The 19,173-nt window shown below is 36.3% G+C and carries 18 protein-coding genes and 1 pseudogene; 11 read left to right on the top strand and 8 right to left on the bottom strand.

The features are described 5' to 3' along the window. Window positions 1–282 precede the first annotated feature (282 nt). The 3 genes from PMI13_RS15715 to PMI13_RS15705 form a co-directional block, all read right to left on the bottom strand. A complete protein-coding gene (locus tag PMI13_RS15715; RefSeq protein ID WP_156104482.1) occupies window positions 283–990 on the bottom strand; it encodes a hypothetical protein in 708 nt (235 codons plus the stop codon). 123 nt (window positions 991–1,113) lie between these two features. Continuing rightward, the gene (locus PMI13_RS15710; protein WP_007845437.1) at window positions 1,114–2,646 is read right to left on the bottom strand and encodes a M20/M25/M40 family metallo-hydrolase; all 1,533 of its coding nucleotides are present in this window, start codon (window positions 2,644–2,646) and stop codon (window positions 1,114–1,116) included. A gap of 125 nt (window positions 2,647–2,771) precedes the next feature. Beyond that, window positions 2,772–4,496 (bottom strand): helix-turn-helix domain-containing protein, encoded by a 1,725-nt coding sequence (locus tag PMI13_RS15705; RefSeq protein ID WP_007845436.1) that lies wholly within the window; start codon window positions 4,494–4,496, stop codon window positions 2,772–2,774. 286 nt (window positions 4,497–4,782) lie between these two features. Between PMI13_RS15705 and PMI13_RS15700 the strand changes: the two genes are divergently transcribed. Continuing rightward, window positions 4,783–4,998 (top strand): hypothetical protein, encoded by a 216-nt coding sequence (locus PMI13_RS15700; RefSeq protein ID WP_034670393.1) that lies wholly within the window; start codon window positions 4,783–4,785, stop codon window positions 4,996–4,998. A gap of 214 nt (window positions 4,999–5,212) precedes the next feature. On the opposite strand, the gene PMI13_RS15695 is transcribed toward PMI13_RS15700, so the two are convergent. From PMI13_RS15695 to PMI13_RS15680, 4 genes are all read right to left on the bottom strand, one after another. Beyond that, window positions 5,213–6,658: a TolC family protein gene (locus PMI13_RS15695; protein ID WP_007845435.1), complete on the bottom strand. Its 1,446-nt coding sequence runs from the start codon at window positions 6,656–6,658 to the stop codon at window positions 5,213–5,215. Beyond that, entirely contained in the window at window positions 6,645–9,839 is a 3,195-nt protein-coding gene (locus PMI13_RS15690; RefSeq protein WP_007845434.1) for an efflux RND transporter permease subunit, read from the bottom strand. Before PMI13_RS15690 ends, PMI13_RS15695 begins: the two co-directional genes overlap by 14 nt. A 79-nt stretch (window positions 9,840–9,918) precedes the next feature. Next, window positions 9,919–10,998 carry an efflux RND transporter periplasmic adaptor subunit gene (locus tag PMI13_RS15685; protein WP_034670394.1) on the bottom strand — a complete coding sequence of 360 codons (1,080 nt, stop codon included), beginning with the start codon at window positions 10,996–10,998 and terminating at the stop codon, window positions 9,919–9,921. A gap of 151 nt (window positions 10,999–11,149) precedes the next feature. Then, a complete protein-coding gene (locus PMI13_RS15680) occupies window positions 11,150–11,542 on the bottom strand; it encodes a hypothetical protein (protein WP_007845432.1) in 393 nt (130 codons plus the stop codon). Window positions 11,543–11,833: 291 nt separating this feature from the next. On the opposite strand from PMI13_RS15680, the gene PMI13_RS15675 reads away from it, so the two are divergent. The 3 genes and pseudogenes from PMI13_RS15675 to PMI13_RS20975 form a co-directional block, all read left to right on the top strand. Next, entirely contained in the window at window positions 11,834–12,223 is a 390-nt protein-coding gene (locus PMI13_RS15675) for a hypothetical protein (RefSeq protein ID WP_007845431.1), read from the top strand. A 15-nt stretch (window positions 12,224–12,238) separates the two neighbouring features. Further along, complete coding sequence (locus PMI13_RS15670; protein WP_007845430.1) at window positions 12,239–12,658, top strand: META domain-containing protein; 420 nt, start codon at window positions 12,239–12,241, stop codon at window positions 12,656–12,658. 330 nt (window positions 12,659–12,988) lie between these two features. Continuing rightward, window positions 12,989–13,391, top strand: a pseudogene (locus tag PMI13_RS20975) (conjugal transfer protein TraG); the annotation flags it as partial. Window positions 13,392–13,442: 51 nt separating this feature from the next. Here PMI13_RS20975 and PMI13_RS15660 read toward each other — a convergent pair. Next, complete coding sequence (locus tag PMI13_RS15660) at window positions 13,443–13,760, bottom strand: winged helix-turn-helix transcriptional regulator (RefSeq protein WP_007845429.1); 318 nt, start codon at window positions 13,758–13,760, stop codon at window positions 13,443–13,445. 128 nt (window positions 13,761–13,888) lie between these two features. On the opposite strand from PMI13_RS15660, the gene PMI13_RS15655 reads away from it, so the two are divergent. The 7 genes from PMI13_RS15655 to PMI13_RS15625 all read left to right on the top strand — a co-directional run bounded on the left by PMI13_RS15655 (window position 13,889) and on the right by PMI13_RS15625 (window position 19,172). Beyond that, on the top strand, window positions 13,889–14,293 hold the full coding sequence (locus PMI13_RS15655) for a nuclear transport factor 2 family protein (RefSeq protein ID WP_007845428.1): 405 nt from the start codon (window positions 13,889–13,891) through the stop codon (window positions 14,291–14,293). Window positions 14,294–14,538: 245 nt separating this feature from the next. After that, window positions 14,539–14,976, top strand: a complete 438-nt coding sequence (locus PMI13_RS15650) for a TetR family transcriptional regulator C-terminal domain-containing protein (RefSeq protein WP_007845427.1) — start codon at window positions 14,539–14,541, stop codon at window positions 14,974–14,976. Between the two features lie 48 nt (window positions 14,977–15,024). Continuing rightward, a complete protein-coding gene (locus PMI13_RS15645) occupies window positions 15,025–16,200 on the top strand; it encodes an acetyl-CoA C-acyltransferase (RefSeq protein ID WP_007845426.1) in 1,176 nt (391 codons plus the stop codon). A gap of 19 nt (window positions 16,201–16,219) precedes the next feature. Continuing rightward, the gene (locus PMI13_RS15640; RefSeq protein ID WP_007845425.1) at window positions 16,220–16,729 is read left to right on the top strand and encodes a PaaI family thioesterase; all 510 of its coding nucleotides are present in this window, start codon (window positions 16,220–16,222) and stop codon (window positions 16,727–16,729) included. A gap of 13 nt (window positions 16,730–16,742) precedes the next feature. Then, window positions 16,743–17,462: a hypothetical protein gene (locus PMI13_RS15635; protein ID WP_007845423.1), complete on the top strand. Its 720-nt coding sequence runs from the start codon at window positions 16,743–16,745 to the stop codon at window positions 17,460–17,462. Between the two features lie 94 nt (window positions 17,463–17,556). Then, window positions 17,557–18,318 carry an SDR family oxidoreductase gene (locus PMI13_RS15630; RefSeq protein WP_007845419.1) on the top strand — a complete coding sequence of 254 codons (762 nt, stop codon included), beginning with the start codon at window positions 17,557–17,559 and terminating at the stop codon, window positions 18,316–18,318. An 11-nt stretch (window positions 18,319–18,329) separates the two neighbouring features. Further along, window positions 18,330–19,172 (top strand): alpha/beta fold hydrolase, encoded by an 843-nt coding sequence (locus tag PMI13_RS15625; RefSeq protein ID WP_007845418.1) that lies wholly within the window; start codon window positions 18,330–18,332, stop codon window positions 19,170–19,172. Window position 19,173: the final 1 nt, after the last annotated feature.

The raw sequence follows: 19,173 nt of genomic DNA, 5'->3' as shown, positions 1-19,173 counted from the left end.
TTCCAGGACTACAACTTAGATTCAAAAATTATAGGTTAAAAAAACTATATGCGTTAGTTTTTAGAATATAGAAATATATGTGAAAGATATTTGATACAAACCGGATATATCTGAGATCGCTGAACCGGCAGTATAGAAAAAATATATCTTATTAGAATAAACAAAAAGAAATCCCGGGAGTTATTTTCCGGGATTTTTATTTGACCATTATTAAAATATGAATAATGAACAAACTACAATTTAGTATATGATTGAATGTTTTGGTGTCGTTTGAAGATATTTTTAATTACATAATGTTAAAAACTGATGGCTCATCTGTACTTTGAACCTAGCTTCATATTTCAGCTTAGTATATATTGTATGTTCCGAAGCATGTACAACTTTTAATTTCTGATCAATAAAATCTGCAATCTGTACAATTGAAAGCATGAAATTCCTGTAGGATGTTATATCAACAGTCTGTCCGTAAACCGGCAGATAAGCTTTTAAAAATGGAATTGTTGATTGATGCCGGCTATAATTTACACAATAACCTGTTCCTTCTCTGGAAGTAATAATTTCATACTTATTTATATAGCCTAAAATATTTTCGTTCTCTTTGGGAGAAACCTTGTTTTTAGAAAAATAACAGTTGATCTTGTCCAAAATATGTTGGGCATATTCCATCATCGTAATGGTTTTCCATTCGAATACGTGTTTCATCTCATTTTTCAAAGCATTAGAAGATGATTTCACGTTTTCACAACTTGTACAAAAAGAAATTCCTATTTTTTCGGAGTAAGGAAAAAAACAATCTTTAATCTGAATGGAAGCATCTGCCTGAAGCCTTTCATTCGCAAAGTTATAATACAGATACGGACTGTATAATTCCACGAGGTTTTTCAGATAATCTGTTTCGCTTGTATTGTGATATTCTTCAAACCACTTTTCAAGGTTGTCATAATAGCGGTTTTCAAATTCATTAAAATTTAAATAAAACGGCAATTCCATAGCTTTGTATTTTGATAAAGCAAAACTATTGCGGTAAAGCGACAAAACTTGACGTGTTAAAAAAAGTTTTTCAGAAGTTTGAAGTTCTAAAGACTGGAATATATATCTTCTGTCAACTTTCAACTACTTATCATAATTCCTCATTATATATTCAAAATAATGAATCATCTTCATATAGTTTTCTATACTGATATATTCATTGGTACTGTGAATACTCTGCTTTTCAGGATCGTTGATTTTAACGGGCATGAACCTGTAAATATGGTTACTGACGATCTGATACTTATATGCATCCGTAGCAGCAATGGTGAGATAAGGTGTCGCTATAGCATCGGGGTAAATTTGTTTAATCCCCGACTCTATCATTTGGTAAGCTTTGGTATTGAAAGATGACACCAACGAAGCCTCTCTTGTATTGTCGATTTCTTCAACCTCAACATCGAAGCCTTCTGTGGCTTTGGCAATATGCTCTTTAACGTCTTTAACAGAATTTCCGGGGAGCAATCTGAAATTTACAATAAATTCCACTTCGGGAGAAAGTACATTCGGGCCGGCACTTCCTTTCATCATCGTTAAAGCTGTAGTCGTTCGCACTAAAGCATTAGTGGAATTATTTTTCGTCAGCTGGGATAATAAAAGAGGTTTTAAAAGCCATTGATTGGAAATAGCCAACCGGTTGGCAAAAGGCATAGATCCGCCAATGTTATCAAAAAAACCTTTGATAAGGGGAGTAATCATCGGCTTCATCTGATTTTCTTCCAGCCTCTGCATGATAACAGCCGCTTTACCAATTGCGCTTTCCATAGGTGGCATCGAGGAATGCCCGCCTAATCCTTTTACTTTTATTTTTGCGGACAGAAATCCTTTTTCTGCACAACCAATGACTGCCACATCAGAATTGATTCCTTTTATGCTTCCTTTTTCCAGTATCAAACCTCCTTCATCATATACTGCATCAAACTTTAATCCTTTCTTCTTAAAATAATCTGCAATCTGTACTGCTCCTTTTTGGCCACCAACCTCTTCATCAAATCCGAAGGCCAGATAGATATCACGCTGTGGAATCTGCCCGCTTTTAATAATATTGTCAAGAGATTCCAGTAAAGAGAACAACATTCCTTTCATATCTATTGTTCCTCTTCCATAGATTCTTCCATTGGCTACGGCTCCTGAAAACGGGGCAAAATCCCAATCTTCAGCAACTTTTGTTACAGCAGGCAAAGGCTTATCATCCGGCCTGAAAACATTTTCTTCTTTGTTTTTTACGTCAGCATCTCCGGGAGGCACAACATCACTATGTGAAAGAAATACAATCGGTTCAAGCGCAGGATTACTTCCTTTAAGCCTGAATACTAAGGCATGGGTATTGATTTCGTAATTTTCTGTATTCTGATAGACCAAAGGATAAGAGCTTTTTAAATATTCTTTAAATCTGTCAAACGGGTCATAGTCAAAAGCACCTAATTCACCTGTAGAAACCGTTGGAATTTTTATTCCGCCGGAAAGCCTTTGAATGGCAGAATCATTTTTTACCCACTTAAGATCATTTTCTGAAACTGATGGAGCTTTTTTAAATGGATAGGTAAATGCCCTGATCAAAAGAATGACAATTAAGATAATAAGGATTCCTAGGATAATTAAAAGAATTTTTTTCATGGTGATTAAATTTTGTGATGGCCTGATTTATCACAAAGATAATAAACCTATGTCCGGAAAGAAGGAATTATTGGATCTGAAATAAAAAAGCACTGAAAATTCAATGCTTTACTGATTATGACTATTTAAATAGGATTCAATGTCGGGAAATTATTTTTATTCTCCAGCTCATATTTTCTTTTCCTGATAAAATCAGTAGGCCGGATACCATTAATTTCATAAAATAAGTCTGAAAAATTCTGTCTGGAAGCAATTCCACATTCTTTGGCCAGTGTTTCAATTCCGTATTTCAGGTATTTTTTATCTTCAAAAAGCAGAACGGTTATATAATTGATCCTTAGTTCGCTCAGGTATTTATTAAAATTAACCCCTTTACAGTCATTGATCACCTGTGAAAGATAATTTGAATTGGTTCCCAGCTGACCGGCCAGCTTATGAATGGTGAGGCCTTTTTGAGTAAATTCTTTCTTGTCTTCAAACCTTTTCAGCTTTCTCAGCAGTTCTTCTACTTTGTTTTCATCCGGCCCTGCTTTTTTCTCTTCCGCGGTGGTAAGAGATTTCTCACTTAATGCATTTTGATGCAGGATAAACCGTTCTTCCAGTAAAATATATTTTTTCTGAATATTCTTTTCTTTCCGATACCTGATGATCAATAAGATAATTAAGCCAACCGCCAGAATAATCAATCCGGTAATAATCCAGCTCCCCCAGGAATTGACTTTCTCCAGTTTACTCTTTTCTTCCAATAACGTTTTTGTATCATATTCTTTATGAATTTTGGGCGACAAATAAACAAAATCTTTTGAAATAACACTATCTGCTTTTAAAAGCTGACCTGTATAATACAGCTGTTGCTCCTGATCGCCTTCTTTTTTGTAATGATTGATAAGAATTTCATAGTTTTCTCTTAATTCGGGAAGAATAAACTGATGCTTCTGGAAAATAGAATCAACCTTTTTAAAATAAGAGATAGATTCCGGGTTATTTTTTAGACCTGCATAGCTTTTACCCATGTAAAAATAATCTACTGACAGCCATGCAAAATCTCCTTTATCTTTAATAGGAAACCTTGACTGATCTAAATGATCCAAAGCTGATTGGTACTGATTCTTTTTATAATCTGAAATCCCTTTACAAAGCAGAAAATAGCCTTTTTCCTGGATATAATCTTTATCATTTCCCGTTTCAGCAAGACCGGTTTCTATTGCTGCATCTGCTTCTTTAAGTTTCCCCAGGTTCCGGTAACAGATAATAAGCTGATGTAAGCTGTTCAGGTATCCTTTTTTATTGTTGTAAATTTCATTCGGGTGCAGATCTGACTTTGTTTTCGGCAGATAGTGGGCAATGCATTGTTTAAACATTTCGGAAGCTTCCTGATAATACCCCAGATAGCTTTTTACAACACCAATATGGTACAGGTTCTGAAATTTTAAAAATTCATTTTCTGTATTCTTTGTGTATTCGTAAGCCAGTAAATATTCATTAAGGGCAGACTGGAACCTTTTATAATGATAGTAATAAATAATTCCTTTTTCTAAATAAGCAATCCCTATCAGGTCTTTACTGTCAGATAATTTTGCAGCCCCGATGGCACTGTCTGCATAAATGATCTTTTTTTCATTAGACGGCGAGTAAAAAATCCCGTCTTTATATCCCTGTACTAATTTCTCATAGTTCTTTTCAGTCTTTGCTTTATTGATATAGGATTGAATGTAAGGAAATGCTTTGGGGTTATTTTCTTCGAAATTTTCATATTTCGTTCTCAGTTTATAATACTCGCTATACCCTTCCTGAGAAAAGAAAAGTTGAAAAATTAATAGAGATAGTATATATGGTAGTTTTTTTATCACATTTAAATAATTATCAGGGATCGTTTGACATCAAAATTACATAAAATCATTTAATTTTTATCATTCAATATTGAATTAATAAGCATAATCTCCATTATTTAAATTTTAAATACAAATAACTGATTTACAATATTTTAAATAAGTCCTAATTCATTAATTAGGACGTCTCAATTTCCGAATAGAGACAACAAGTGCTTTTTTTTATGGTTTTATGAGTATAATTTCGAACTCAGAATTCTGAAACAATATAACCTGGCCGGGATAACCTTTATAACTCTGAAATTATATGAAAAAGTTTATCTCATTAAAAATATCCTTAGTATTAATTATTTTATTTTATTCTGCAACATTAATATCCTGCAGACAGGATGATGACAATGATTTCCAAAGATCCGAAACAGTTTTCAAGGAAAATAAAACAACTGGAAAAACAATACAGGACAGCATACAGGAGGGCGATCCACCAATAAAAACAGGAAGCCACTGGAAAACAAAAAACTAAATTTAAAATATCCCAGGAAAGACTTTTCATTTTTATAATTAAAAACTAACAACCATGTAAATATATAATTTAGTTGCTATTTGCAGGTAAATTGCAAAGGGTCCGGGATCCGCCGGACCCTTTTGTTTTTTAACAACTTTTAAAGCACAAAACAATATAAAAAGAGGCTGTCATATGGCAGCCTCCTCTCTCAAAAAACATTAAGGATTTATAATCACTTCCAGCCTCCGCCTAAGCTCTTATAAATATCTACAACTGTACTCAGCTGTTTTTGTTTAGCTTCAATCAGTTCCATTTTAGCATCCAAAGCATCTCTTTGATTCAGAAGAACCTCAAGATAATCTGCCCTTGAATTTTTAAATAACTGATTGGCTATATCAATTGACTGATCCAGGGCATGTGTTTCCTCAGATTTCAGCTTATAATACTGGTCTATATTCTTTACTTTAGACATCAGATTGGCAACATCCAGATAGGCATTCAGTATCGTTTTATCATATTCATACAACGACTGAATCTGTTTGGCATCTGCAGTTTGAAAATTAGCTTTTATCGCACTTTTATTAATGAGTGACCCTGCCAGTTCTCCTGCAAGGTTATAGGCGATAGATTCGGGCATTTTCACTAGATAAGATGGCTTAAATGCTTCCAGTCCCAATGTTGCAGAAATTTCCAATGAAGGATAGAATTCTTTTCTTGCAGCCTCCACATCAAGCTTTGAAGATTTTAATTCAAGCTCTGCCTGCTTAATATCCGGACGATTCGCCAGCAGCTGTGACGGAATTCCGGTATAAACGGTCTGTGGAATCGTAGACATAAAGCTTTCCTTCGTTCTTACAATAGGCTGCGGATATCTCCCTAAAAGTGCATTAATTCCATTTTCCTTTTCGGTAATTTCCTGGCGGATGGTATATTCTGCTGCTTTAGATTTTGCCAGCTCCGCTTCAAATTTCTTCACGGCCAGCTCTGTGGCAGCTGCGGCCTGTTTCTGGATTTTAGAAATCTCCAGCGCTCTTTCCTGAAGTTTGATATACTGCTGAATAATATCCAGTTGGTTGTCGAGTGCTAATAATTCATAATAGTTGTCAGCTACCTCTTCAATAAGATTGGAAAGCACAAAGTTTTTTCCTTCTACAGTAGACAGGTAATGGGCAACAGCAGCTTCTTTTTCCGTTCTTAATTTTTTCCAGATATCAATTTCCCAGTTTGCCATTAATCCTCCTTCAAAATTTCCCAGCGGATCCGGCATTTCTTTTCCGGGTTCAATTTCCGTAGTGGCATCACCGGCACCTTCACTGGTATAACGGCCGGCTTTACTTACACCCGCTCCTAATTTTGCAGCTACCGTAGGGCTTAATTTTCCTTTTTTATAAAGGACTCCACTTTTTGCAATTTCAATTTCCTGAAGGGTAATCAGTAATTCCTGATTGTTTTTCAGAGCAGTTTCAATTAAGCTTACTAAATTCGGATCAGTAAAAAACTGTCTCCAGGGTGTTGTTCCGCTGTTGTTATTTGCATCACCCTGATCTTCCTGATTAAAGTTCTGAGGCACATTTTCTTTCACGTCATCTTTTATAACGGTCGCCATTGGCGCCTTACAGCTTGCTAAAAGAAGCGATAAGGCAATGGCTGCAATATATCTTTTATTATAAATCTTCATGTTTGTCATCGTGTTGATAAGGTTCTGTTTGTTCAGTTAAAGGGTTTTCTTCTTCATATCTTGCCAGTCTCGATCTTTCTGCAATTGTTCCAAAAATATAATACAGTCCCGGAATAATTATCAGCCCGAAAACTGTTCCGATCAGCATACCTCCTGCTGCGGCAGTACCAATCGTCCGGTTACCAATCGCACCCGGCCCTGTCGCCATTACCAATGGAATCAAACCTGCAATGAATGCAAATGATGTCATCAAAATCGGACGGAAACGAATGGCTGCTCCTTCAATGGCAGCCTGCGTTACCGGAATTCCTTCCTCCGCTTTCTTCTGAACTGCAAATTCAACAATTAACACTGCATTTTTACCTAATAGCCCGATCAACATGACCATTGCCACCTGAGCATAAATGTTATTTTCCAACCCTAATAATTTTAAGCATAAGAAAGCTCCGAAAATACCCGTCGGCAATGAAAGAATCACCGGTAACGGAAGAATAAAACTTTCATACTGTGCGGAAAGAATCAGATAAACGAATCCTAAACACACCAAGAAGATAAATATCGCTTCATTCCCACGGCTCACCTCATCCTTAGAGATACCTGCCCAGTCGATACCGAAACCTCTCGGAAGTGTTTTGTCTGCCACTTCTTTAATGGCCGCAATTGCCTGTCCTGAACTGTAACCCGGTGCAGGCGTCCCACTTACCTCAGATGAATTATACATATTATGTCTCGTGATCTCTGATAAACCATAAACTTTTTCCAAGTGCATAAAGTCTGAATACGGAACCATCTGGTCTTTATCATTTTTAACATATAATTTCAACAGATCCGTCGGCAATGCACGATATTGCGGCCCTGCCTGTACAATGACTTTATAAGGTCTGTCGAAACGGATAAAACTTGTCTCATAGTTGGAACCTATTAAAGTAGACAAGTTATCCATCGCATTTTCGATCGTCACCCCTTTTTGTTCGGCAAGATCATTATCCACTCTCAACATATACTGAGGGAAACTTGCTGAATAGAATGTAAATGCAGAACCCAGTTCGGGACGTTTTTTCAGCTCCCTCACAAAGTCATTACTTACTTTTTCCATTTTCTGGTAGTCTCCACTTCCTGCTTTATCAAGCAAGCGGAGTTCGAAACCACCGGCGGCACCATACCCAGGAATCGACGGTGGCTGGAAGAATTCTATATTTGCTCCCGGAATATTTTTGGCTTTTTCTTCAAGCTTTTCTATAATTTCTGCAGCAGATTCTGAACGCTCATCCCAACTTTTAAGGTTAATTAAACAAGTACCAGAGTTGGAACCTGTACCTTCTGTAAGGATTTCATAACCTGCCAATGAAGAAACGGACTGTACTCCGTCAATATCTTCAGATTCTCTTAACAGCTCTTTAGCAATCTGATTCGTTCTTTCTAATGTAGAACCCGGTGGTGTCTGGATAATCGCATAAATCATTCCCTGATCTTCTGCAGGAATAAATCCTGATGGAAGTGAGTTGCTCAGGAAGAATGTTGCAGCACAGAAAGCCAATAATAATGGAAGCGTAACTGTTTTCTTCTTGACTGTCTTATTCAACATTTTTTCATACTTCCCGGCTCCTTTTGTAAATAAACCATTGAATTTATCCAGGAAAATTGTGATCGGAGTTCTTCTCTTTGGTTTTCCATGGTTATTTTTTAAGATTAAAGCACATAAAGCCGGTGTCAATGTCAGGGCTACAACTCCTGACAGAATAATTGCAGAAGCCATTGTAATGGAAAACTGACGATAGAAAACCCCAACCGGACCAGACATAAACGCAATCGGTATGAATACGGATGCCATTACCAGAGTAATCGCTATGATTGCTCCGCTGATTTCATGCATTGCTTCTTCTGTCGCTTTTAATGGAGACAGGTGTTTCTCTTCCATCTTAGCATGAACGGCTTCAATAACCACAATTGCATCATCGACTACAACCCCGATGGCCATTACGAGGGCAAAAAGCGAGATCATATTTAACGTAATTCCAAAAGCGGACATCACCGCAAAAGTACCAACCAATGATACCGGAACTGCTAACGCAGGAATCAATGTTGAACGCCAGTCTCCCAGGAAAAGGAATACTACGATTGCCACCAAAATAAAGGCTTCAAATAAGGTATGAACTACTTTTTCAATTGATGCATCCAGGAATCTTGAAACGTCATAGCTGATGTCGTAGTGCATTCCTTTCGGGAATGTGGTTTTCTGTAATTCCGCCATCAAAGATTTTACGTTTTTGATAACGTCACTTGCATTGGAACCATAAGATTGCTTTACCGTGATCGCTGCAGAAGGTTTACCATTCAGTGTGGAATAAATATCATACATCGAAGAGCCAAATTCGATATCTGCAACATCTTTTAATCTGATAAATTCTCCGTCAGGCTTTGCTTTAAGGATGATATTGCCATAATCTTTTTCATTATTAAAACGACCCGGATATTTTAAAATATATTCAAATGACTGAGATCTTTTACCGGAACTTTCCCCCGTTTTACCCGGAGATGCCTCCAAGCTTTGCTGGTTCAACGATTCCATTACTTCATCTGCTGAAATGTTGTAAGCCGTTAACCTGTCCGGTTTAAGCCAGATACGCATGGCATATTCTCTTGTTCCCAGGATATCTGCGAAACCAACTCCGCTTACCCTTCTCAATTCAGACATTACATTGATATCTGCATAATTGAAAAGAAACTTCTGGTCAGCTTTCGGATCGTCGCTATACAGGTTGATATACATCAGCATATTAGGTTCTTCACGGGTAATTTTCACTCCTTCACGCACTACCAGCGGCGGGAGTTTGTTAACCACGGAAGAAACACGGTTCTGAACATTCACGGCTGCTACATTCGGGTCAGTTCCCAAATCGAAAACTACCTGAATAGAAGCTTCCCCATCATTTCCGGCATCAGACGTCATATATTTCATTCCCGGCACTCCATTCAACCCTCGTTCTAACGGGATCACCACGGATTTGATCAGCAGTTCGTTGTTGGCACCTGGATATTCTGCGGTGATGTTTACTTTTGGTGGTGAAATGGACGGGAATTGAGTAACCGGTAACTTAACCAGAGATAAAACTCCCATAAATACGATAATCAAAGAGATTACGATAGACAGAACAGGTCTGCGAATAAACTTCTTAAACATAAAAATAATGATAAATTATTAATGATGGATGATAAATGATTAATTTGAACAGCTTATATGATCAATTATCGTATACCTTCTATTCAGCTTTTAATTTCAATGATTGAAGAACTTTTTTCGGGTCCTGAGCCTTTGTCTGAACTTTCTGATCGTCTTTCACTTTCTGAACACCTTCCAGTAATATTTTATCTCCTGTTGAAAGTCCAGATGCTACAATATAAACATCCGGAAGCTCATAAGCTATTTTAATATTTTTAGATCTTGCCACACCATTTTTATCAATGACGAAAACATATTTTTGATCCTGGATTTCATAGGTCGCTTTTTGAGGAATGATCAAAGCATTTTTCAACGGTAAAGTCATTCTTATTTTCCCTGTTTCTCCGTTCCTTAATAATTTATTCGGGTTAGGGAATTTTGCTCTGAAAGCGATATTTCCTGTTTCATTGTCAAATTCCCCTTCGATTGTCTGAACTTCTCCTTTTTGAGGGAATATATCACCATTGGCCATCACCAATGAGACATGGTTGCTTCCCCTGTCTGCCGCATGCGTCTGATAGCTTAAATATTCCGGCTCAGAAACATTGAAATAGGTATAGATATCAGTGTTATCAGATAAAGATGTTAACAAATCTCCTTCATCAATTAAGCTTCCTAATTTCAAAGGTAGTCTGTCAATGATTCCTGAAAATGGAGCTTTAATGTCAGTGAATGACAGGTGGATCTGGGCCAGCTTTGCTTCTGCATTGGCGGCATCCAGCTTAGCTTTTGCCATTGCTTTTTCGTTTTTGGAGACAATGTTGTTGTTTGCTAATGTACTTGCGTTTTTCAGCTCAATAGTAGCCTGGGCTACTTCTGCCCGGGCTTTTAATAGCTCTGCCTGATACAATTTAGGCATAATCCGGAATAACGTCTGCCCCTGGCGTACGTACTGACCTTCGTCTACATAAATTTTTTCAAGGAAACCTTTCTCCTGTGCACGAACCTCAATGTTTTTTACAGATCTGATCTGGGCGACATATTCCTTGTCAATCACCGTATCCATCACTACCGGAGTGGTTACAGGATAAATTGCAGCTTCTTCTTTTTCTTCTTTTTTCTTGTTGCAGCCGAACAACAAAAGACCGCTTAGCGCAATACTTGCGACAACTCTTTTCATCATAATTCTAGAGTTTATATAAATCGTTAATGTTTGTTTGAAATAAAAAATAGTAATAGAGAAAATAATGCTGTGATGATTACCGGCATACACAACATAAGCTATTTCCCGCCCCAAATAAAGGGCAGAAAATATAATCGAAAAATGAATTTTAAATTCTGATAGAACGTATCAGAATGAATTTTTTTACGGTAGAAAAATCAGATAAAAAGCCATGAATAGTTGGCTTTGAACTTTTAAAGCTTTTTAAACCGAAAATATAAACCAGTGTAAAAACAGTCGCAAAAACTACAATATCCTGTAAGGTGTCTGACAGCTGGAAATCATCTTCCGTAAGTTCCAGTGAATAGACATTCCCAACATCATCCGGAGCCTGCTGTACAGAGAGCTTTTCGTAGGTTTGGTTTAAACGGTTCGCTTTTTTAGGCATATTATGAGAAACATGGTCTGAATAGTTGCCTTGTAAAGTCTTGACGTTGATCTTGCTTTCTACTATAAAAAGCAGAAATAAAGCAGTCAAAAAATATACGATATAATTTCTCATTTTGAAGTTGCAAATGTAAGCTTAGATTTGAATAGTCTTATATAGATTAACAAAATTTAACTCTCCTTTAAATAAGCTGAAATACGATGGATATTATTTTATTAGGGATTTTTTCAGATTTTTTAAACCTGATCTGAAGCCGGATACAGTATCAATTATGGAGAAAGCATCAAATTGAAAAAATAAGAATTTCCAAATATTTTATAAAAATTTAACACATATTAAATAAAATAATCGTAAATTTATACAAATTCAACACTTAATTCATGAAACACTTAATCACTTATTCTTATGAAAAAATTAGTACCATTCATTATTCTTGGCCTTGCTGCCATTTCTGTAACAGCGTGTAAACACCCGGGAAAAGAGCCAGAGGTCGTCGTCAATACTCCCACAACCACTGATGACATCGTTAAAGATATCTATACAGATAATTTCGGGGACAAAATAGAAGTATCCATTAATCATACAATGAATACAGCGACTGTGCATCTGGACGGCAAAACTTATGAGCTTACCAAAAGCGATGATCTGCCGGATTACACTGCATCTAATTCCGAATATCAATATTCAAATATCAGAGGTAACATTACCTTTTTAAAAAGAAATGTTGATATGGTTCTCTTCCATCACAAAGTTGATAAAAAAGAATCAGGGGCAACGAAAATGGCATCTTATTAACTTAAAATAATAACTATGAAAATTTTAACAACCTTTTTATTAATCTTTTTTTTGGCAGCCTGTACAAGCAAGCCTGTATCGTCAAAAGATAATGACATCACCGGGAAAACATGGAAACTTACGGAAATCAATGGGAAGCCCATACAGCTTAAGAACCCTAAAAGTGTCCCTTATTTTTCATTAAATATGGCTGACATGAGATATTCCGGGCATGGAGGGTGCAACGGAGTTGGCGGAACTTTTGAGATAAAGCAGGAAGCTATGCGCATAAAATTTAATCAGGGTATGTCTACCATGATTGCCTGTGATGATCTGGAAACAGAGCAGTTGTTTACAAAAGCTTTATTAGCTGCTGATAATTATTCAGTTAACAGCAATACTTTAACATTAAATAAGGCTAAAATGGCTCCGTTAGCAAAATTTGTTTTACAATAAATAGTGAAATAAAACACATTCATATAAAGAGGTGCCTGTATTGGATACAGGCACCTCAATTTTTCATCTTAATACACCAAATTTTCTAATTTTTGTATTTTAAAGTTTTCAGAAAAAAGCTGTATCGGCTGAATACAAGGCTTTTATAGGGATAATCAAAGAAGTCAGGTAACGATTTGGTAACGGTGCTTATTGCTTTGCTTTTCAACGTGTTTCCGTTAGCTCATCACAAATATAAAAAAAATGCAACAAATAGAGAAATTTCTTGTCAGTACGATGACAAGAAAAATTAGGTTATTCAGAAAGTCTTAAGTATGTAGTCAGTAGACTATTGTGAGAAAATGCCAAAGCATGACCATCAACCGTAACGATAAATCTACTTCTATATTGACACAAGTAGACAGTGTAATTCTGGCTTCCAAAATCTCAAATTTAATATAGGGTATGTTTGTTGGTTCTATTTCGGATAATTTTGATGAATGCATTGAGCAAAAAATATTCCACGCTGAAATCGTTATCGATAATTAGAAAGTAGTTGTCGAAACCAAAGTCTATCAGAAGACAGACACCTCAAATCTTATCTTTTGTAGACGAGCATGGCAAGGATAAAATGAAACAGCAAATCGAAAGCAATTACCGCCAGATAAAACTGGATATTGTACAGATTATCGAAAGTGAGCTGGAAAAAATTAAAAATGACCCGGATTTACAGTATTTGGTACAACAAAAATGAGAAAGGCAATGTTCAATCATAACTGTCAATCCTTAATTGATAAGTGGTTTTTTAAAGATTATGATTGATGCCAAATTGTATAATTTGATTGATAATTGGCAGTAATTCTTTTCCTCTATCCGTCAAAGTGTATTCTACTTTTGGAGGAATTTCAGGATATGATTTTTTGTGAACAATTCCCTTATCACATAAAAATTTTAGTTGACCAATCAGCATTTTTTCGCTGATGCCGACAATACAGCGTTTAAGTTCCCCATAGCGGATAGTTCGTTCATTGATTTGGAAAATAATAAGCATTGTCCATTTGCCGCCAATGATTTCAAGCGTTTTTCGTAATGGGCAGTTTTTGTCAGAAATATTTATATTCATAGTATGTGATTGATAATCAATTATTATTAACTTTTTGTAAGTACCACACCTTTAGGTAGGTACTTGTATAATAGAAAGCAAAGTTAGACATTTACAGAATGTTTATTAACTCAAAAAATTAAAATAGTATGTCAAAAAATGTAAAAATCGTTCAATCGTATTTTGATGCCGTAGCCAAAGGGGACTTTGATACCGTAGGAAGTTTATTTGCAGATGATGTAATATGGCATCAGCCAGGAAATGGAGTTCAATCTGGAACTTATAATGGAAAAGCAGAACTATTTGCTCACTTGGGGGATTTTATGAAATGGAGCAATGGCACTTTCGCCATTGACGATGTCGAATACACAGCGGATAATGGAAATCTTGTAGTTGCTTCCATTCATTTTAAAGCAGAAAAAGAAGGGAAAACACTTTCAATGAAAGGTGTGGATCTATTGAGGATTGAAGACGATAAAATAAAAGAAGTTTGGTTGTTTTCAGAAAAGATAGAAGATGAGGATGCTTTTTGGAATACGCTTTCTGAAATATAAAAAATATTAAGATATAAAAATAATATACCGATTGGTATATTATTTTTATATCTTTACACCCGATTACTTTACTTTAATATTATACGAGCAATGTCAAAGGCAGAAAGAACAAGGGAATTTATCATTCAGAAATCCGCATCCTTATTCAATACAAAAGGTTATGAAAGTACTTCTCTGTCCGATATACAGGAGTAACCAAACTAACCAAAGGGGCTATTTACGGTAATTTTTCAGATAAAAATGAGTTGGCTATTGCTTCATTTGAATACAGTTGCTCGCAAATAATCGGGCGTGTAAACGAAATAATTTCCAATTCGGCAACGGCAAAAGAAGGCTTGCTTGCTTACGCAAATTATTATGTAGAAAGATGGCAGACGGTATTCAAAATTGGTGGTTGCCCAATGCTCAATGCTTCTGTTGAAGCCGATGACTATTTGACGTTTTTAAGAGAACCTGTTCGCAGAAACGTAAGGCGATTTATTGCTTTGCTCACATCAACCATTGAAAAAGGACAAGCCAACAAAGAGTTTACTCAAAAAGCTAACGCCGAAGAATATGCAACTTTGATTTATAGTATTGTTGAAGGAAATCTTTTGTTAGCCAAAACAATGAATGATCCAAAGTATTTTCAATTGGCAGTAAACAGAATAGAGCGAATTATTGAACAAGAATTAAGAGCATAATTTTTTTTAACCAATAATATACCGATTGGTATAATTTATAAACAAAGAATGAGAGAAGTATTTATAGTATCAGCAAAAAGGACACCGATAGGTAGTTTGTTGGGTAGTTTGTCAGTTTTTTCGGCGACACAATTAGGAGCTATTGCCATTCAAAACGCATACGAAAGCATTTTGCTAAATCCAGAATGGATTGACAGCGTGTATATGGGCAATGTATTAAGTGCAGGTGTTGGTCAATCTCCGGCAAGGCAAGCAGCTATTTTTTCGAAAATACCTGATGACAAAGATGCCACAACTATCAACAAAGTCTGCGCTTCTGGGTTGAAAGCGACAACTTCTGGGGCACAACAAATTCAAACAGGTATGGATGAAATTGTAGTTACAGGCGGTATGGAAAGTATGAGCAATGTTCCTCATTATGCCTACTTACGCAACGGTACAAAGCTTGGCGACTTAAAACTTACAGACGGAATGACAAAAGACGGTTTGTGGGATGTGTATAATGATATCCATATGGGAAGTGCGGCCGAATTAGGTGTTGAGAAATTCAGCCTCACAAGAAACCAGTTGGACGATTATGCTTTGCAGTCGTACCAAAGAGTACAGCAAGCAACCGAGCAGGGCAAATTCAAGGCAGAGATTGCACCCGTTGAGCTTCTAAGAAAAAACGAGAGCGTTGTAATAGACAAAGACGAAGATATTTTCAAACTCATTCCCGAAAAAGTATCCACCCTAAAACCTGCATTTGAAACCAGCGGAAATTTAACCGCAGCCAATTCAAGCAATCTAAATGACGGTGCCGCAGCATTGATATTAGCATCGGCAGAAGCCGTAAAAAAATACAATCTTAAACCATTGGCGAAAATCGTTTCTTATGCTGATGCCGCACAAGCACCCGAATGGTTTACTACTTCGCCAAGCATTGCCATTACAAAAGCATTAACACAAGCAAAGTTGTCTATCTCCGATATTGATTTTTTTGAAATCAACGAAGCCTATGCTTCCGTTGTACCTTCTAATCAAAAATTACTGGGCTTTGACATTAACAAAGTAAATGTTTACGGTGGTGCCGTTGCATTAGGACACCCCATTGGTGCAAGCGGTGCAAGAATTATTGTAACACTCTTAAATGTATTGCAACAAGAAAAAGGAAAATATGGTGTGGCAAGCATTTGTAATGGTGGCGGTGGTGCTTCGGCTATTGTAGTTGAAAATCTGAATTAAAATACAAATCATAAAAGTTATGAGTACAATAGAAAGAAAAAGAACTTACGAGTGGGCTGATCCACAGCAGATTGCCGAAATGTCAAAATCAATGTCCGGCATCGAATTATTAGGTGGTATTATGGACGGAAGTTTGCCACAACCACCATTTGCAGCTACTTTGGATATTCACCCCCTTCATCTTGAAAAAGGGATTGTAAGGTTTGAATTGATGCCACAGGAATTTCATTTTAATCCTATTGGTAGTGTTCACGGTGGTGTAATTACAACAGTTTTAGACACCGTAATGGGTTGTGCCTTGCATTCTGTTTTAGAACAGGGATTTGCATATACAACATTGGAGTTGAAAATCAATTTTATAAAAGCGGTTACACTAAAAAGTGGAAGATTGATTGGCGAAGGTCGGGTAATTCATGTAGGCAAAACGACAGCGTTATTAGAAGCCGATCTGAAAAATGAAGCCGGACTTCTTTATGCTCATGGCACTTCAACTTGTATGCTTCTAAATCTTAATACAAACAAAAAATAAAATCAATTATACTATGAACAGTTTATTAGAATTTACTATTGAGGCTCACGGCGGGCTTGAAAATTGGGAAAAATTTAAAAGTGTTTCCGCTCACTTAGAAGTGGATGGCTTAACCTGGATAAAAAAACAACAGCCGGGCATAATCAAAGACACAAATGTATTCGTTGATACCCAAAAACAATTTGTTTCTTTTAGGCCAACTTATGCAGATTGGCACACATCATTTGTTGAGAACCACGTATCAATTTTATCAGAGAGTGATAATGTTATTGAAGAGCTTTCAAATCCAAGATTGTCTTTTTCAGACCATAAAAGAGAAACACCTTGGACACGTTTGCAGACGTTTTACTTTGCCAGTTATGCAATATGGATTTATTTCAATGCCCCATTTTGTTTTGCAAACCCCGATTATGATGTAACTGAAATTGAACCTTGGGAAGAAAATGGAGAAACATTCCGAAGATTGCAGGTTGTGTTTCCCGATACCGTCGCAACACACAGCCGCATTCAGACTTTCTACATTGACAAAGCAGGGTTAATCCGCAGACACGATTATACTGTGGAAATTTCTGAAAATGTTGCAAGTGCTCATTATCTCTACAATTACACGGAAGTACAAGGTATAAAATTCCCAACAAAAAGACAGGTGTTTATTCGTAATCAGGATAATACAACTGTTCAGCCAGAACCTGTTTTAGTATTAATAAATCTAAGTGAAATCAATCTCAAATAATTGATATAATGAACATCTAAAAGGTAACAATCAGAAGTAACAGCAAAGTATTATGGCATCACACGAGAAAAGAAACAATTAAAACAATAATAAAATGAACACAAAACACAACACCGTTCTTATTTCGGGCGGAACAGCAGGAATAGGATTAGAAATTGCAAAATTGTTTTCAGCAAACGGAAACAAAGTAATCATTACAGGCAGAACAAAAGAGCGTTTAGAAAAAGCATTACAATTATTGCCTAACGCAACAGGCATTCAATGCGATATTACAAATGAAGAAGAAACAAATGCTTTGGTTGAAAAAGTTAAATCAGAACACAAAGAATTAAATGTGCTGATTAACAACGCAGGTGCTGCACACGTTTACAATCTTGCAGCCGAAAATGTAAACGCTGTGGAAAAAGCACAAGAGGAAATGCTTACCAATTATTTTTCAATTATCCGACTGAATGAGAAATTGTTGCCACTGCTCAAACAACAAAAAGAAGCAGCAATCGTAAATGTTTCATCAGTTGTTGCATTTGTACCGGGTAGTTTAGCAACATATTCGGCAAGCAAAGCAGCTTTGCACTCTTACACACAATCACTGCGTATTGCATTAAATAAAGAAGTTTCTTCTTCCGTAAAAGTGTTTGAACTAATGCCACCTTTGGTGGACACCGAATTTTCTGCACCGATTGGCGGGCACAATGGTATTCCTGCATCAGAAGTAGCAACACAATTCATCAATGGATTTGAAAATGACGATTTGGAAATCCGTGTCGGACAAACCGAAGACATTTATCGTTTGCATTTAGCAAATCCTTCTGAAGCGTTAAAAGTAATGAATGGATTACGTGAGCAACTTAAATAAATATCAAACATATGACTGCAATATCAAGTACAGCAATAACTCAATTTGCTGAGTTATCAAGTAACAAAATAGCATTTCGATCATTTGGTACAGGTACACCATTATTATTCGCAAATCGTTTCAGAGGGGTATTAGATACTTGGGATCCCCTATTCCTTGACCAGTTAGCAAAAGAAAATCAAGTTGTTTTATTTGATTATCCCGGAATAGGGCATTCTGAAGGTTCTTACCCAACGGATATGAAAGAACTTTCATCAGTAGCCATTCAGTTGGCAGATCATTTGAAAATTGATAAATTCAATATATTAGGCTGGTCTTTGGGTGGTTTAATAGCACAATATGTAATGTTCTATTATCCTGAAAGAGTTCTAAAGACAGTCATTTTAGGCAGTAATCCACCGGGAGAAAACAAAGTCCCTTTTGACCCTGAATTTTTTAAAAGAGCATTAAAACCTGTAAATGATTTAGAAGATGAAATAGTGTTGTTCTTTGAGCCACAATCTGAAAAAAGCAGAGTAGCAGCTACAGCTTCACACAACAGAATTACAAAGCGATTAGATGTTAGTAAAATTCCTGCAACTCAAGAATTGATGCAGAAAATGTTAGCATCAGCTCAGGGAGTAAAAGAAGATAAAGAAAATTTCAGAGGTGCATACCAAATGTTAAAGCAACCTGTTTTAGCAATTCAGGGCGACCACGATATTTCTTTTGCTGTTGAAAATTGGTTTCCACTTTTAAGAGATGCACCAACATTACAACTGATTATACTTCCCGAATCTGGGCATGGTCCACATCATCAATACCCCGTTCTGGTTTCTAATTACATTAATAACTTCTTGAAATTTGAAACATAAT

The sequence above is a fragment of the Chryseobacterium populi genome (assembly GCF_000282115.1).
Classification (GTDB): domain Bacteria; phylum Bacteroidota; class Bacteroidia; order Flavobacteriales; family Weeksellaceae; genus Chryseobacterium; species Chryseobacterium populi.
This window is presented reverse-complemented; position numbering and strand designations above follow the sequence as displayed.

Excerpts from the sequence above, each read along its gene's own strand:
- PMI13_RS15715 (WP_156104482.1), bottom strand. The coding sequence starts at position 990 with ATGGAATTGCCGTTTTATTTAAATTTTAATGAATTTGAAAACCGCTAT.
- PMI13_RS15710 (WP_007845437.1), bottom strand. The coding sequence starts at position 2,646 with ATGAAAAAAATTCTTTTAATTATCCTAGGAATCCTTATTATCTTAATT.
- PMI13_RS15700 (WP_034670393.1), top strand. The coding sequence starts at position 4,783 with ATGAAAAAGTTTATCTCATTAAAAATATCCTTAGTATTAATTATTTTA.
- PMI13_RS15695 (WP_007845435.1), bottom strand. The coding sequence starts at position 6,658 with ATGAAGATTTATAATAAAAGATATATTGCAGCCATTGCCTTATCGCTT.
- PMI13_RS15690 (WP_007845434.1), bottom strand. The coding sequence starts at position 9,839 with ATGTTTAAGAAGTTTATTCGCAGACCTGTTCTGTCTATCGTAATCTCT.
- PMI13_RS15685 (WP_034670394.1), bottom strand. The coding sequence starts at position 10,998 with ATGAAAAGAGTTGTCGCAAGTATTGCGCTAAGCGGTCTTTTGTTGTTC.
- PMI13_RS15680 (WP_007845432.1), bottom strand. The coding sequence starts at position 11,542 with ATGAGAAATTATATCGTATATTTTTTGACTGCTTTATTTCTGCTTTTT.
- PMI13_RS15675 (WP_007845431.1), top strand. The coding sequence starts at position 11,834 with ATGAAAAAATTAGTACCATTCATTATTCTTGGCCTTGCTGCCATTTCT.
- PMI13_RS15670 (WP_007845430.1), top strand. The coding sequence starts at position 12,239 with ATGAAAATTTTAACAACCTTTTTATTAATCTTTTTTTTGGCAGCCTGT.
- PMI13_RS15660 (WP_007845429.1), bottom strand. The coding sequence starts at position 13,760 with ATGAATATAAATATTTCTGACAAAAACTGCCCATTACGAAAAACGCTT.
- PMI13_RS15655 (WP_007845428.1), top strand. The coding sequence starts at position 13,889 with ATGTCAAAAAATGTAAAAATCGTTCAATCGTATTTTGATGCCGTAGCC.
- PMI13_RS15645 (WP_007845426.1), top strand. The coding sequence starts at position 15,025 with ATGAGAGAAGTATTTATAGTATCAGCAAAAAGGACACCGATAGGTAGT.
- PMI13_RS15640 (WP_007845425.1), top strand. The coding sequence starts at position 16,220 with ATGAGTACAATAGAAAGAAAAAGAACTTACGAGTGGGCTGATCCACAG.
- PMI13_RS15635 (WP_007845423.1), top strand. The coding sequence starts at position 16,743 with ATGAACAGTTTATTAGAATTTACTATTGAGGCTCACGGCGGGCTTGAA.
- PMI13_RS15630 (WP_007845419.1), top strand. The coding sequence starts at position 17,557 with ATGAACACAAAACACAACACCGTTCTTATTTCGGGCGGAACAGCAGGA.
- PMI13_RS15625 (WP_007845418.1), top strand. The coding sequence starts at position 18,330 with ATGACTGCAATATCAAGTACAGCAATAACTCAATTTGCTGAGTTATCA.